Origin of the sequence: Mycobacterium tuberculosis complex sp. N0072 (assembly GCF_030323725.1) — a bacterium.
In the GTDB taxonomy this organism is placed as follows: domain Bacteria; phylum Actinomycetota; class Actinomycetes; order Mycobacteriales; family Mycobacteriaceae; genus Mycobacterium; species Mycobacterium tuberculosis.
Window position 1 is genome coordinate 3,704,809 of record NZ_CP040689.1, and the last position, 13,765, is coordinate 3,718,573.

Below are 13,765 nucleotides of genomic sequence, written 5' to 3' on the forward strand. Positions count from 1 at the left end.
GATCAGAGTCGATTCAGCGCGCGTGCCATGCACGAGTCCTCGAGGAACCGATAGCGCCTAGGCTGGGACTGCCGCAACCACAGCCGATCCAGCGCCGAACGCACGATCCGGCGAACGGGTGTGCGGGTAACAGCCTTGTCGATGTCGATGGTGGAGGCGCTGTCGCCGTTCATGACAGGTTCCCTTCAAGCGTCCTGCAAGCGGTTGCCAAAGCCGTCGCCTATTTTCTGTCATCGGACGGCGCGATCCATCGGCACGGGAGCGTAAATCTGCCCCGCCGGGGGTCGTAGCTTGCCGGGGGCACGCCCGGGTTTATACGCGTATTCGCTGATGCGGCCCGGTCAACGAGCGCTATGCGCCGCCACCGGCAGCCGGGGGCGGCGGCGCAGCACCGGGATCGTCAAGCACGGGACCTTCGAGGATGGGTCCGGGGTAGTCGCGGCTGTGGTCGGGGCCGTCGCTGTCGCGGTGGAAGTCGTCATGGCAGGTGTAGGGATCCCAGTTGGGCCCCCATGCGGGGTCGAAAGGCTGCCCCGGGCACCAGTAGTAGTCGGGCACCGGCGCGGTTTGGGCTGCGGACTGCGCGCCGACCCCGAGACCCGCCACACCCGTGGCCAGGATGCACGCCGCCAGCATGAGCGTGCGGCACGCGAACCGGTACATGCGATGACGGTACGAAAGCGATCTGGCAAGCAACTGGACGCTAGGTGCGATATACCAGAGAACTTGCTGATTACTCGCTGTGACCCATGAGCGCCGCGAACCGCGGCTTGATCACTTCGTCGATTATCGCCAGCCGCTGGTCGAACGGAATGAACGCGGATTTCATCGCATTGACGGTGAAGCGCGCCAGGTCGCTCCAGCCATAACCGAAAGCCTCTACCAAACGATGCATTTCGAGGCTCATCGAGGTGTCGCTCATCAGCCGGTTGTCGGTATTGACGGTCACCCGGAACCGGGCCCGAGCCAGTAGGTCGAACGGATGCTCGGCGATGCTTGCGACCGCGCCGGTCTGCACGTTGGAGCTGGGGCACAGCTCCAGCGGAATTCGCTTGTCCCGCAGGATAGCTGCCAGCCGACCCAACTGGAAACCGCCGTCGGCATCCACGTCGATGTCGTCGACGATCCGCACCCCGTGACCCAGCCGGTCGGCACCGCAGAAGGCGATCGCCTCGTGGATGGACGGCAACCCGAACGCCTCACCGGCATGAATCGTGAAGCGCGCGTTGTGATCACGCATGTACTCGAATGCATCCAAGTGCCGGGTTGGCGGGTGGCCGGCCTCCGCGCCGGCGATGTCGAATCCGACAACTCCCTTGTCCCGGAACCGGATCGCCAACTCTGCGATCTCCCGGGACATTGCGGCGTGCCGCATCGCGGTGACCAGACAGCGGACGGTGATGGGTTGACCATCGGCGGCACACGCCTTCTCGCCGGCGGCGAAGCCCGTCAGAACGGTGTCGACGACGTCGTCGAACGACAGCCCGCAGCTGATGTGCAGCTCCGGCGCGAACCGCACCTCGGCATAGACCACCGAATCGGCGGCCAGGTCTTGCGCGCATTCGAAGGCGACCCGATACAAGGCCTCGGGAGTCTGCATCACCGCCACCGTGTGCGAAAACGGTTCCAGGTAGCGCTCCAGCGAGCCGCTGTGCGACTGGGTGCGAAACCAACTTGCCAGCGCGTCGACGTCAGTTGCCGGCAGGTCGTCGTATCCGACCTGCCCGGCAATGTCCAGCACGGTGGCCGGCCGCAGCCCGCCGTCGAGGTGATCGTGCAGCAACGCCTTGGGGGCTAGCCTGATCGTCTGCAGGGTCGGCGCAGCGGTCATCAGACGATCCGATCGACGATTAGCGGCCGCACCTGCGGCGGACTGTCCCGGATACTCCAACCGCCGGCCAGCTCGGCTCGCGCCGCACCAAAGCGCTCGGGAGCATTCGTGTAGAGGGTGAACAACGGCTCACCGACCACAACCGGCTCCCCCGGGCGGCGATGAATCCGCACCCCCGCACCGTGCTGTACGCGTGCGCCCGGGCGGGACCTGCCCGCACCGAGTCGCCATGCCGCTAACCCCACTGCCATCGCATCGATGTCGCCCATTGTGCCGCTCGCGCCCGCCGTGACGGTTTCCGAATGCGAACCGATCGGCAACGGTTTCGACAAGTCACCTCCCTGCGCGGCAACCAACCGGCGAAACCGGTCCATTGCGGTGCCGTCCCGCAGCGTCTGGGCCGGGTCCCGGCCGTGGATCCCGGCAAGCTCGAGCATCTCGCCGGCCAGCCGCAACGTCAGCTCCACCACGTCGGGCGGTCCGCCGCCGGCCAGCACCTCCAGCGCCTCGGCCACCTCGAGCGCATTGCCGACGGTTCGACCCAGCGGGCAGTTCATCTCCGTCAGCAGGGCACGGGTGGGCACGCCATGCGCCGCGCCCAGTTCGACCATGGTGTGCGCAAGTTCGCGCGCCTGCACTGGCGACCTCATGAAGGCCCCGGAACCAACCTTGACGTCGAGCACCAGTGCACCCGCACCCTCAGCCAGCTTCTTGCTCATAATCGAACTGGCGATCAACGGCAGCGATTCGACGGTGCCGGTAATGTCGCGCAGCGCATACAGCTTGGCATCGGCTGGCGCCAGCTGGCCGGCGGCGAAGATCGCGGCGCCGACGTCGCAAAGCTGCTCGCGCACCCGCTGGTTGGACAGATTCGCGGTGAACCCGGTGATGGATTCCAGCTTGTCCAGGGTGCCGCCGGTGTGGCCGAGTCCGCGGCCCGACGCCTGGGGCACTGCGCCACCGCAGGCGGCGACGACGGGCACCAATGGCAGCGTGATTTTGTCACCTACCCCGCCGGTGGAATGCTTGTCCACGGTCGCTAGTGGCAGATCGGTGAAATCCAGCCGGGCACCCGAGGCCAGCATGGCCGCCGTCCATCTGGCGATCTCGCCGCGGTCCATGCCCCGCCAAACGATCGCCATCAGCAGCGCCGACATCTGTTCGTCGGCGACCCGGCCGTCGGTATAGGCCTTGACGACCCAGTCGATGGCGGCGTCGGACAACCGGCCGCCGTCACGTTTGGTGCGGATGACGGTCGGGGCGTCGAATGCGAAGTCGGTCACCGGCGTTCCCGGGGGAGGTCGTCGAGGCCGAAGGCGTCGGGCAGCAGGTCGCCGAGCCGGCGGGGTCGCACCGGATGGTCGATCAGTAGCTCGGAACCCCCGTGTTCGAGCAGCACCTGACGGCATCGCCCGCACGGCATCAGCACGGATCCATGGCCGTCGACGCAGGCCAGCGCGAGCAGCCGGCCGCCGCCGGTCGAATGCAGGGCGCACACCACCGCACATTCGGCGCACAAAGTCAAGCCATACGAGACGTTTTCCACGTTGCATCCGGTCACCACGCGACCATCGTCGACCAGTGCGGCCGCACCCACCGCAAACCGCGAATACGGCACATAGGCTCCGGCTGCTGCCTGGGTTGCATTGCCCCGCAGCATATTCCAATCGACATCAGGCATTCGGCAACCCCGCTCGTCGATGGGCCGACTAAGAAAAGCCAGCCTAACCCCGGATCCACACACGATCCCGATCGGACTGTTCGACACCGCGGGCAACCTGGCCAAGTTAAGCTCGATTGCCCGGCTCTAGCTGTTCGATAGTGCTTTTAAGGGGTTTGCCAGCGGTGAATACAACGGCGACAACCGTCTCGCGCGGGCGGCGGCCACCTCGGACCCTGTATCGGGGAGATCCCGGTATGTGGTCGTGGGTATGCCATCGCATCAGCGGCGCGACGATTTTCTTCTTCCTGTTTGTCCATGTCCTGGACGCCGCCATGCTGCGGGTGAGCCCGCAGACCTACAACGCGGTGCTGGCGACCTACAAGACCCCGATCGTCGGCCTGATGGAGTACGGCATAGTCGCCGCGGTCCTTTTTCACGCACTGAACGGGATTCGGGTCATCTTGATCGATTTCTGGTCGGAAGGCCCGCGCTATCAGCGGCTGATGTTGTGGATCATCGGCAGCGTCTTCCTCTTGCTGATGGTTCCGGCAGGCGTGGTGGTGGGCATCCACATGTGGGAGCACTTCCGATGAGCGCCCCGGTCAGACAGCGCAGCCATGACCGTCCAGCCAGCCTGGACAACCCACGATCACCACGGCGGCGTGCCGGCATGCCCAACTTCGAGAAATTCGCCTGGCTGTTCATGCGGTTTTCCGGTGTTGTGTTGGTGTTCCTGGCGATCGGGCACCTGTTCATCATGCTGATGTGGGACAACGGCGTGTATCGCCTGGACTTCAACTTCGTTGCCCAACGCTGGGCGTCGCCGTTCTGGCAGACCTGGGATCTGCTGTTGTTGTGGCTGGCGCAGCTGCACGGCGGCAACGGTCTGCGCACCATCATTGACGACTACAGCCGCAAAGACACCACCCGATTCTGGCTGAACTCGTTGCTGGTGTTGTCCATGCTGTTCACCCTGATGCTGGGAACCTACGTGATAGTGACATTCGACCCGAACATCTCCTGAAAGGCCCGGAAGGAGCACATGATCACGCCACCTCTCCCCCGCAAGCGGGCGGTACCCCCACCTCATCGCTGCGGCCCCCTCGTCGCTTCGCGGCTGGGGGTGCCCCCACTGCATCGTCGGCGGCGGCGTTGATCTGCCAACACCGATACGACGTGGTGATCGTCGGCGCGGGCGGTGCCGGGATGCGCGCCGCGGTCGAGGCGGGTCCGCGGGTGCGTACCGCGGTGCTGACCAAGCTGTATCCCACCCGCAGCCACACCGGCGCGGCCCAGGGCGGCATGTGCGCCGCGCTGGCCAACGTCGAGGACGACAACTGGGAGTGGCACACGTTCGACACCGTCAAGGGCGGCGACTATCTCGCCGACCAGGACGCCGTGGAGATCATGTGCAAGGAAGCCATCGACGCGGTGCTCGACCTGGAGAAGATGGGGATGCCGTTCAACCGCACCCCCGAGGGCCGCATCGACCAGCGCCGCTTCGGCGGGCACACCCGCGACCACGGCAAGGCCCCGGTGCGCCGGGCCTGCTACGCGGCCGATCGCACCGGCCACATGATTCTGCAGACGCTGTATCAGAACTGCGTCAAGCACGACGTCGAGTTCTTCAACGAGTTTTACGCGCTGGATTTGGCTTTGACTCAAACGCCGTCGGGCCCGGTGGCCACCGGGGTGATCGCCTACGAGCTAGCGACCGGTGACATCCATGTCTTTCACGCCAAGGCCGTCGTGATCGCGACCGGCGGCTCGGGCCGCATGTATAAGACCACGTCCAACGCACACACCCTGACCGGCGACGGCATCGGCATCGTGTTCCGCAAGGGACTTCCCTTGGAGGACATGGAGTTTCACCAGTTTCACCCTACCGGCCTGGCCGGTCTGGGCATCTTAATCTCCGAAGCGGTGCGCGGCGAAGGCGGCCGGCTGCTCAACGGGGAAGGTGAGCGTTTCATGGAGCGCTACGCCCCGACGATCGTCGACCTAGCGCCCCGCGACATCGTCGCCCGCTCGATGGTGCTGGAAGTGCTGGAGGGACGCGGCGCCGGACCGCTCAAGGACTACGTCTACATCGACGTCCGCCACCTGGGCGAGGAAGTGCTCGAGGCCAAGCTGCCCGACATCACCGAGTTCGCCCGCACCTACCTGGGCGTGGATCCGGTCACCGAGCTGGTGCCGGTCTACCCGACGTGCCACTACCTGATGGGCGGCATCCCGACCACAGTCACCGGGCAGGTGCTGCGGGACAACACCAGCGTTGTCCCGGGCCTGTATGCGGCCGGCGAGTGCGCGTGCGTGTCGGTGCATGGCGCCAACCGGCTGGGCACCAACTCGCTGTTGGATATCAACGTCTTCGGTCGTCGGGCCGGCATCGCCGCCGCCAGTTATGCGCAGGGTCACGACTTTGTCGACATGCCGCCCAACCCGGAGGCCATGGTGGTGGGCTGGGTCAGCGACATCCTGTCCGAACACGGAAACGAGCGGGTCGCCGACATTCGCGGGGCGCTGCAGCAGTCGATGGACAACAACGCCGCGGTGTTCCGCACCGAGGAGACCCTGAAGCAGGCGCTCACCGACATCCACGCGCTCAAGGAGCGCTACTCCCGAATCACGGTGCACGACAAGGGGAAACGCTTCAACACCGACCTGCTGGAAGCCATCGAGCTGGGATTTTTACTGGAGCTGGCCGAGGTCACGGTGGTCGGCGCTTTGAATCGCAAGGAGTCCCGCGGCGGTCACGCCCGCGAGGACTATCCCAACCGCGACGACGTCAACTACATGCGACACACCATGGCCTACAAGGAAATTGGGGCCGATAAGGAGGGCCCCGAGCTGCGCAGCGATGTCCGCCTTGATTTCAAACCCGTCGTGCAGACCCGTTACGAACCCAAGGAACGGAAGTACTAATGAGCGTCGAGCCGGACGTCGAAACTTTGGATCCGCCCCTACCGCCGGTACCGGACGGCGCGGTGATGGTGACCGTCAAGATCGCCCGGTTCAACCCCGACGACCCCGACGCGTTCGCGGCCACCGGCGGCTGGCAGAGCTTCCGGGTGCCCTGTTTGCCCAGCGATCGGCTGCTCAACCTGCTCATCTACATCAAGGGCTACCTCGACGGCACGCTCACCTTCCGGCGATCCTGCGCCCATGGGGTGTGCGGCTCTGATGCCATGCGCATCAACGGGGTGAACCGGCTGGCCTGCAAGGTGCTGATGCGTGACCTGCTGCCGAAGAAGAAGGGCAAATCGTTGACCGTCACGGTCGAGCCGATCCGCGGGCTGCCGGTGGAAAAGGACCTGGTGGTCGACATGGAGCCGTTCTTCGACGCCTACCGGGCGATCAAACCGTACCTGATCACCAGCGGCAACCCGCCCACCCGCGAACGGATCCAGAGCCCGACCGACCGCGCCCGCTACGACGACACCACCAAGTGCATCCTGTGCGCGTGCTGCACCACCAGCTGCCCGGTGTTCTGGCACGAGGGCAGCTACTTCGGCCCGGCGGCGATCGTCAACGCGCACCGCTTCATCTTCGACAGCCGCGACGAGGCCGCCGCCGAGCGCCTCGACATCCTCAACGAGGTCGACGGGGTGTGGCGCTGCCGCACCACGTTCAACTGCACCGAATCCTGCCCACGGGGCATTGAGGTGACCAAGGCGATCCAGGAGGTCAAGCGCGCGCTGATGTTCACCCGCTGAGGGCTTGCGCGAGCAGACGCAAAATCGCCCGAAAACCAGTGGTTTTGGGCGATTTTGCGTCTGCTCGCGCAGCCGGGTCTACAGCGTTGCCAGGTGCTGTTTGGTTGCGCCAGGAACCGCAGTCAACGCAATCGACTGATCGAAGGTGACAAATCGGCCATCATGAGCGACCGCGAGGGCCAGCAAGTACGCGTCGGTGACCTGTTTGGGGCTGTGCAGGCGGGAACGATCGATGACCTTTGAGTCGAGAATGCTGACGGTGCAGGACCAGAACTCGTGATAGCGCGTGTGCGTCGCACGAGCCAACAAGTCGATGGCATGGGCTACCGAGATTGGGCTGGGATAGCGCGGTTGGCTGATGACGCGGACGAACCCGTTTTGGGTGATCGCACAGGAAGCCCATCCCCGCTCGATCTGCCCGGTGATCCACGCTCGGGCGCGCTCGTGGTCGACGTGATCGCGGTCCAACAGCGCCAGTAGCACGTTGACGTCCAACAGCGCTCGCATCGATCACACGGCCTCCTCGTCACGAAGCCGATCGATCAGCGCGTTCGATACCGCTCCACCGCGATGAGGCAGGGGTTCGAAGCCATGAAAGGCGTCCTCCTGGCTCGCCGCAGGCTGGGGATTCTGGTTGGTTAACGCTTGCCGGGCCAGATCCGACAGGATTTCACCCGCGGTGCGCTTCTCCCTGCGTGCCCGTTCCTTCACGGCCAGCAATACATCGTCGTCGATGGACAACGTGGTGCGCATGCATCAGATGCTATCGCACCAATCTGGGCGCAACGCGTCTACAGGATGGCCAGCGCTCGCGGCATTGAGAATCTCCTTCGTGGGTGCACTCCCACGCGAGGTAGGGGCCGACGACCACCATCTATGCCCCTGGCAACGGTGAGCGCCGCGCGATCATGATCCGCGACGGCGCCGAATCGCAGTTACCCTGCCCCTCGTGTACAACGGTGAAGTCGGCAGGAAGCAGACACGCTGGCTCTCCCGGCTTGACACGTCGCTTCGCGCTGGCTGTGCCCGCCTCGGCGCCACTGAGAGCCAGCGACTCCCATGCCAATACGCCGCCTGGCATCACCGCCTCACAGGCGCGGTGAAATATCGCCGCATCCCAAAAGAGCCTGCTGAGCACCAGCGCGAAACGCGTCTCGCCGGGTTCCCAGCAGCCCAAGTCGGCCTGCACGAGGTTGAGCCGATCGGCCACGCCTCGACGCACGGCCTCGCTGTCCAGCTGCAGCAGCGCGACATCGGACACATCGATTGCGGTGACCTGGCGGCCGTGGGCGGCCAACGCCAGTGCGGTACCCGATCGACCGCTGGCTAACTCCAGAACGGGACCGTCCGGAACGCCTGCTCTGAGGACATCGGCGAGCCAAGGCACCGGGGCAAACGGCGCGTGCGCCGAACCCGCGCGTTCGTATCGCGCGTTCCAGTCGACGCGGTTGGGGTGCTCCCGCAGCGCCGGATCCGTCTGCACGCTCATGGCCGATTGGCCACCCACTCAACACCGTCGAGTGCGAACTCCTTCTTCCATATCGGCACATCCTGTTTGAGCCGCTCGATGCACATGCGAGCGGCGTCGAACGCGGCCGCGCGGTGAGGAGCCGAAGCACCGATGACAACCGCCGCATCACCGATGCGCAATTCACCGGTCCGGTGTGCCACGGCAACTCGCACACCGTCGGCCTGTCGTTCACACTCTTCGATGATGTCCATCAGCGTGCGGTGCACCATGGCCGGATAGGCCTCGTAGTACAACTTGGTCACTTCGTGGCCGTTGTTGTTGTTACGCACGGTACCCACGAAGATGACGGCGCCGCCCTGGGAAGGTCCAGATATCGCGTTGAGCACTTCATCGACGCTCAGCGGCTCATCGGTGAGCCGGCAGTAGACATCGGAGCCCCCGGCAACCTGCGGTATGAACGCCACCGTGTCGCCATCGTCGAGAATCGTTGATGCTGGCGCTATGGATTCGTTAACGGCCATCCGCACTCGCTTGCGAAAATCAGCAAGTGGCGGATAGTCGATTTGCAATTGGTCGACTAAGCCGTCGACGGTGGTGCCGCTTTCGAGTGAGATCTTCTCGTGAGCGACCTTGCACGCTTCGCGAACCGCGCCAAAGTAGAGCACATTGACAGTAATCATTCAACATCCATCCTCGGTGGAGCCACCATCGCTGGGTTTGACGTCCGCGTCGTGCCGCCGGTAATGACCCGATCGGCCACCGCTTTTTTCGTCCAATCTGATATCCGTGATCGTCATGGCACGGTCGACTGCTTTGCACATGTCGTAAACCGTGAGCGCTGTCACCGTAACGGCGGTCAACGCCTCCATCTCCACACCCGTACGTGCCACCGTGGTCACCGTCGCCGCAATCGAGAGCCGGTCCGCGCCCTGCGGCTCGAGCGTGACGGTGACCGCCTCGATCCCCAGCGGGTGACACAGCGGGATAAGCTCACCGGTCCGTTTGGCCGCCATAATGCCGGCTATCCGTGCGGTCGCTATGACATCGCCCTTTGCCGCGGTGCCGTGACAGATCATGTCCAGGGTCGACGGTTTCATCAGGACGGCCCCGGATGCCCGCGCTCGCCGCAAGGTCACCGCCTTCGCCGACACATCGACCATTCGGGCGGCGCCTTGTTCATCAAGGTGGGTAAGCACCCCATCGTGGTCGTTCACCGTGCCACCTGCTGGCTGCATTGCTCATCGTGCACTGCGCTGAAAGCCTCGGCGAGGTCGAAGTCGACGCGAGTCAAACAGTGCATCTGGCGCGTCCAACAAGTCAACCGCACCGACCGCTTGTTATGGACACAGATATCGGGGTGATGATTGAATTTGTCGGCGATGGCGGCGATCTTCGCCACAAATTTCATGGATTGATCGAAGCTCCCAAACCCAAATGTGTGGCGGAGCTTTCCATCGACGAGCTCCCACCCGGGCAGTGCCGTCAACCTCTCGGACAGCTCCCTGTCGGTGAGAGCCGACAGCCTGCCGCAGCACACGTCGTGAAGGCTTGACTCCTCACATCGACTGACGTTGCCGTGTGCCATGGTTCCCTCCTGGACTTGGTTGGATTGATGGTGGATGTCGCACCTGGTCGCCCAGCGAGTGCGCGCATGCGGGCATGGGCACCAGACCGGCCGGAATTATCCGCCTCTGGTGTGCATCTCCAGATGTGGGTCGCGTTTCAAGCGGGACACCGGAAGAAAGACCTGTCGCGTTCGTTGGGCCAAGCGTTGTTCTGCCCCACGGTTCGCGCGGTCCCGCCAGCCACGCTGCAGAATCTGCACAACGTCATTGGCGGACGCTCCCGCACGCACGGATTCCCGCAAATTGATGCCGGACAGGGCGTAAAGGCAATGTAGCCAGATGCCATCGGCGGTCAGTCGCGACCTGTCACAGGTTGCACAGAATGGCTCGGTGGTCGAAGCAATGATGCCGAATGTTGTTCCGTCCGGCAATCTGTAGCGGTTCGCGGGCGCGGAATCGTACTTCGGCAAGGCCGCGATGGGACCGTATTTCTTCCCGAGAGTTGACAGCATCTGCGCTTTCGTGAAGACCTTGTCCATCGACCATTGCGTCGCACCGCCGACGTCCATGTATTCAATGAATCTCACCTCGGCATTGACGTTGCGAGCGAATTCGATCAGATCGGACAACTCATCATCGTTGAAGCCACGTATCACCACGGAATCAAGCTTCGTATCGGTGAAGCCCGCCGCCGCAACCGCCTCAATGCCTTCGATAACTTTATAGTGGGTCCCGCGCTGGCTGATTGCTTTGAACCGGTCCGGCCGCAACGTATCAAGACTAATGGTGATGCGCCGCATGCCCGCCGATTTTAACTTTCTGGCCTGGTCCGCGAGCAGCACGCCATTAGTTGTGATCGCCAAATCCTGTAAACCGCTGCCATCGCCAACTTTCGCGCTTATAACCTCAATGATTGCCGCCAGATCCGAGCGGATCAGCGGTTCTCCACCGGTGAGCCGAATTTTATCGACACCGACAGCGATAAATGCATCGACGATCAGGCTGATTTCGTCCACAGACAGCAGATCCGCCCGCGGCAACCAGGCGTACTCGGCCTCGGGCATGCAGTAGCGGCAGCGGAGGTTGCACTGATCGATCACAGAAAGCCGCAGATCACCCATGGTGCGACCACAGCGGTCCCTGATGGGGGATTCATTGATGCACAAGCCGGACCGGCTCACCGAGGCGACATCCGTGATCTGATAGCGCGACTGTTCCGGTCCGGACAATGCTGGATGAAAAACCCGAGTCATTGGATAGCTCCGCCGACAAGGCCACCGACGGCGATGGGCGACGCCAGGCATCCCCGCAGGGATCTAGGACATCGGGCGTTATCGGGGGCTGGCCGCGGCGATGGCGCCCGCGAAGACCATCGCAACACGTTTCGCGTGCACACTGGCACCACATGCCTCCTTCTCATTCGCGCGCTTTCCGGGGTTCACGTTCATTACTGTTCAACACCGGCCTCAATGGAATCTCAATGCGCACGGCGCACGACCGGATTCGGCGGCGCATGTGGGTCCGGCAAGGCAACGGCCACCCGTTGGCCGTTCATCCACGACGGTGACCCGAATTCCCGACAGTGATGTCGAGAAGCCAGGTAGCTCCGGTTCGGTGTCGAGCACCGGGCCGGAGGTCGCCGCACGGCGTCATGGTAGGCGTTGCGGGTGCGACCGCAATCGGTCACCGCCACGTTCCAAATCGGTCACACTTGACACCCGTCATGTCGGCGGAGCCGGTATTCTTCGAATTCGAGCTTTCCCCATCAGGCCCTGGCGCCCGGTGAATCGCTCATCAAACGGACCCGCGACCGACGAGGATTGTGATGGCCCGAAACGAACTCCGGTTCGGTATTCTCGGACCGCTAGAGATAAGCGCAGGTTTCCGCAGTCTACCGTTGGGCACACCGAAGCAACGTGCGGTCTTGGCGACGCTGATCATTCATCGTAATCGCCCGGTTGGGATCGACTCGTTGATCGACGCGGCTTGGGAGCAGGACCGGCCGGAGGGATCACGAGCGACCGTGTATACGTATGTCTCGAATTTGCGTCGGTTGGTAAGCACCACGGGGGCGGATTCGCACAGCATCTTGGCTAGCGCACCGCCAGGGTATCGACTCGCCGTTGCCGATAACCAATATGATGTGGCACGTTTTATCAGCCAAAGGTCGGCCGGGCTGCGCGCCGCCGCTGCCGGTTCTTTCGAACAGGCCAGTGACCATTTGTCGGCCGCGCTGGCCGAGTGGCGCGGCCCGGTCCTGGACGATCTGCGTGAATTCAGCTTTGTCACCCGCTTGGCCAACTCATTGGTTGAAGACAAAATCATCGCCCACACAGCTCTCGCGGAGGCTGAAATCGCCTGCGGGCGTGCCGATTCAGTGATCAGCGAGCTCGAGGAGCTGATCCTGGAGCATCCTTATCACGAGGCCCTGTGGCGGCAACTCATCGCCGCATACTATGTCTCGGAACGTCAATCCGATGCCCTGGACGCCTACCGGCGATTAAAGACCAGCCTGGCCGAAGACCTCGGCGTCGACCCGGGACCCAAGGTACGCACGCTATACGAGCAAGTGCTGCGCCAACAAGCACTGGACACGCGAGTCGTCGTCCAGGCTGCCGCAGGAGATATCATCAGGGCCCTCGAACACTCTCCCGGCATGACCGACCGTTCGCCGCGCGCCGCAATACGCGACGCCGCGGGGCACCGGTCTCCACTTGGCCGGTTGCCCCTTCGTATCGGGCGTAGCAAAAGTAACGACATGGTGCTGCCGGACGGCAAAGTCAGTCCCTACCATGCCGTTATCGTCAACACCGGTGAAAGCTTCATGATCACCGACCTGCGATCGGTCAACGGCGTCTACGTGCGTGGGCGGCGCATCGCGACCACAGCCACCCTCAACGACGGCGACCACATTCGCATCGGCGACCATGAACTCACGTTCGAGGTCATACCGCACGAATCGGGCCGTTAGCCGGCGGGTTTGCCCATCCCCGGTTCTGCGCCCACCCGCGCCTACCCTTCGGTAGGCAGGCCGGCTCGCCGACCCGCCGCGGACACCAGGATGCCTACCGTGCTGGCACCAGCACACTCTCGTCGTATTGCCTCACCAGGTCTTCGACCACGGTCTGCCACGAGGCATCGTCCACGCAGAGGCGGCTGGCGGTAAGTACTAGCCGGTCGGGACTTCCGGGGAGCAGAGAAACCGCGAACAACCTGCCGGTGTACATATCGAAGCTCGCGCTGTGCCGTGCGATCACCTCCGCGACGGCGGCTCCCGGGGGTTCCACTCCCCAGCCCCACCCGCCGCCGCCCGGGCGAGAAGTCAAGGTGTCAACGCGCGGCTCGAATACGGTGCCAAGGGCCGGATGGGCGTCGAAGACCGCCTCCACCGCCGCGCGGATACGCCCCTGGTCCACCCGTGAGTTCGCAATCAGAACGTCGGTGTGCGCGCCAGGCTCGATGTCCTCGAGCCTGGGAAGCTCAACGAAATACGAATACGACATGACCACAGACTCCGGC

Annotated in this window: 18 protein-coding genes; 5 read left to right on the forward strand and 13 right to left on the reverse strand. The window is 63.8% G+C overall.

Annotation, left to right across the window (positions count from 1 at the left end; genetic code table 11):
- Nucleotides 1-2: 2 nt before the first annotated feature.
- The 5 genes from FF952_RS17470 to FF952_RS17490 form a co-directional block, all read right to left on the reverse strand.
- A complete protein-coding gene (locus FF952_RS17470; RefSeq protein ID WP_003900015.1) occupies nucleotides 3-173 on the reverse strand; it encodes a hypothetical protein in 171 nt (56 codons plus the stop codon).
- Between the two features lie 178 nt (nucleotides 174-351).
- Nucleotides 352-663 carry a pilin structural subunit Mtp gene (gene mtp, locus FF952_RS17475; protein ID WP_003417257.1) on the reverse strand — a complete coding sequence of 104 codons (312 nt, stop codon included), beginning with the start codon at nucleotides 661-663 and terminating at the stop codon, nucleotides 352-354.
- Nucleotides 664-733: 70 nt separating this feature from the next.
- Complete coding sequence (locus FF952_RS17480) at nucleotides 734-1,831, reverse strand: adenosine deaminase (RefSeq protein WP_003417259.1); 1,098 nt, start codon at nucleotides 1,829-1,831, stop codon at nucleotides 734-736.
- Nucleotides 1,831-3,114, reverse strand: coding sequence for a thymidine phosphorylase (locus FF952_RS17485; RefSeq protein WP_003900016.1), 1,284 nt, complete (start codon nucleotides 3,112-3,114; stop codon nucleotides 1,831-1,833). Before FF952_RS17485 ends, FF952_RS17480 begins: the two co-directional genes overlap by 1 nt.
- Nucleotides 3,111-3,512 carry a cytidine deaminase gene (locus FF952_RS17490; RefSeq protein WP_003417264.1) on the reverse strand — a complete coding sequence of 134 codons (402 nt, stop codon included), beginning with the start codon at nucleotides 3,510-3,512 and terminating at the stop codon, nucleotides 3,111-3,113. Before FF952_RS17490 ends, FF952_RS17485 begins: the two co-directional genes overlap by 4 nt.
- A 236-nt stretch (nucleotides 3,513-3,748) precedes the next feature.
- Here FF952_RS17490 and sdhC point away from each other — a divergent pair, with 236 nt between their 5' ends.
- The 4 genes from sdhC to FF952_RS17510 all read left to right on the forward strand — a co-directional run bounded on the left by sdhC (nucleotide 3,749) and on the right by FF952_RS17510 (nucleotide 7,210).
- A complete protein-coding gene (gene sdhC, locus FF952_RS17495) occupies nucleotides 3,749-4,087 on the forward strand; it encodes a succinate dehydrogenase, cytochrome b556 subunit (protein WP_003904248.1) in 339 nt (112 codons plus the stop codon).
- A complete protein-coding gene (locus tag FF952_RS17500; RefSeq protein WP_003417269.1) occupies nucleotides 4,084-4,518 on the forward strand; it encodes a succinate dehydrogenase hydrophobic membrane anchor subunit in 435 nt (144 codons plus the stop codon). Before sdhC ends, FF952_RS17500 begins: the two co-directional genes overlap by 4 nt.
- Before the next feature lie 128 nt (nucleotides 4,519-4,646).
- The gene (sdhA, locus tag FF952_RS17505; RefSeq protein ID WP_003417273.1) at nucleotides 4,647-6,419 is read left to right on the forward strand and encodes a succinate dehydrogenase flavoprotein subunit; all 1,773 of its coding nucleotides are present in this window, start codon (nucleotides 4,647-4,649) and stop codon (nucleotides 6,417-6,419) included.
- Nucleotides 6,419-7,210, forward strand: a complete 792-nt coding sequence (locus FF952_RS17510; RefSeq protein WP_003417279.1) for a succinate dehydrogenase iron-sulfur subunit — start codon at nucleotides 6,419-6,421, stop codon at nucleotides 7,208-7,210. Before sdhA ends, FF952_RS17510 begins: the two co-directional genes overlap by 1 nt.
- Before the next feature lie 78 nt (nucleotides 7,211-7,288).
- Here the strand turns inward: FF952_RS17510 and FF952_RS17515 are convergent, their stop codons facing one another.
- The 7 genes from FF952_RS17515 to moaA form a co-directional block, all read right to left on the reverse strand.
- On the reverse strand, nucleotides 7,289-7,717 hold the full coding sequence (locus FF952_RS17515) for a type II toxin-antitoxin system VapC family toxin (RefSeq protein ID WP_003417282.1): 429 nt from the start codon (nucleotides 7,715-7,717) through the stop codon (nucleotides 7,289-7,291).
- A gap of 3 nt (nucleotides 7,718-7,720) precedes the next feature.
- Entirely contained in the window at nucleotides 7,721-7,963 is a 243-nt protein-coding gene (locus FF952_RS17520; RefSeq protein ID WP_003417286.1) for a ribbon-helix-helix domain-containing protein, read from the reverse strand.
- A 121-nt stretch (nucleotides 7,964-8,084) separates the two neighbouring features.
- Nucleotides 8,085-8,699, reverse strand: a complete 615-nt coding sequence (locus tag FF952_RS17525) for a methyltransferase domain-containing protein (protein WP_003417288.1) — start codon at nucleotides 8,697-8,699, stop codon at nucleotides 8,085-8,087.
- Nucleotides 8,696-9,361, reverse strand: coding sequence for a molybdopterin converting factor subunit 1 (gene moaD, locus FF952_RS17530; RefSeq protein WP_003417290.1), 666 nt, complete (start codon nucleotides 9,359-9,361; stop codon nucleotides 8,696-8,698). The genes FF952_RS17525 and moaD overlap by 4 nt, the downstream gene beginning before the upstream one ends.
- Nucleotides 9,362-9,895: a cyclic pyranopterin monophosphate synthase MoaC gene (gene moaC, locus FF952_RS17535; protein ID WP_003417293.1), complete on the reverse strand. Its 534-nt coding sequence runs from the start codon at nucleotides 9,893-9,895 to the stop codon at nucleotides 9,362-9,364.
- Nucleotides 9,892-10,266 carry a 4a-hydroxytetrahydrobiopterin dehydratase gene (locus tag FF952_RS17540; RefSeq protein WP_003417295.1) on the reverse strand — a complete coding sequence of 125 codons (375 nt, stop codon included), beginning with the start codon at nucleotides 10,264-10,266 and terminating at the stop codon, nucleotides 9,892-9,894. Before FF952_RS17540 ends, moaC begins: the two co-directional genes overlap by 4 nt.
- Nucleotides 10,267-10,362: 96 nt before the next feature.
- Nucleotides 10,363-11,499, reverse strand: coding sequence for a GTP 3',8-cyclase MoaA (gene moaA, locus FF952_RS17545; RefSeq protein ID WP_003417297.1), 1,137 nt, complete (start codon nucleotides 11,497-11,499; stop codon nucleotides 10,363-10,365).
- 572 nt (nucleotides 11,500-12,071) lie between these two features.
- Between moaA and FF952_RS17550 the strand changes: the two genes are divergently transcribed.
- Nucleotides 12,072-13,217 (forward strand): BTAD domain-containing putative transcriptional regulator, encoded by a 1,146-nt coding sequence (locus FF952_RS17550; protein ID WP_003417299.1) that lies wholly within the window; start codon nucleotides 12,072-12,074, stop codon nucleotides 13,215-13,217.
- A gap of 94 nt (nucleotides 13,218-13,311) precedes the next feature.
- Here the strand turns inward: FF952_RS17550 and FF952_RS17555 are convergent, their stop codons facing one another.
- On the reverse strand, nucleotides 13,312-13,749 hold the full coding sequence (locus FF952_RS17555; protein WP_003913449.1) for a condensation domain-containing protein: 438 nt from the start codon (nucleotides 13,747-13,749) through the stop codon (nucleotides 13,312-13,314).
- Between the last annotated feature and the right edge of the window lie 16 nt (nucleotides 13,750-13,765).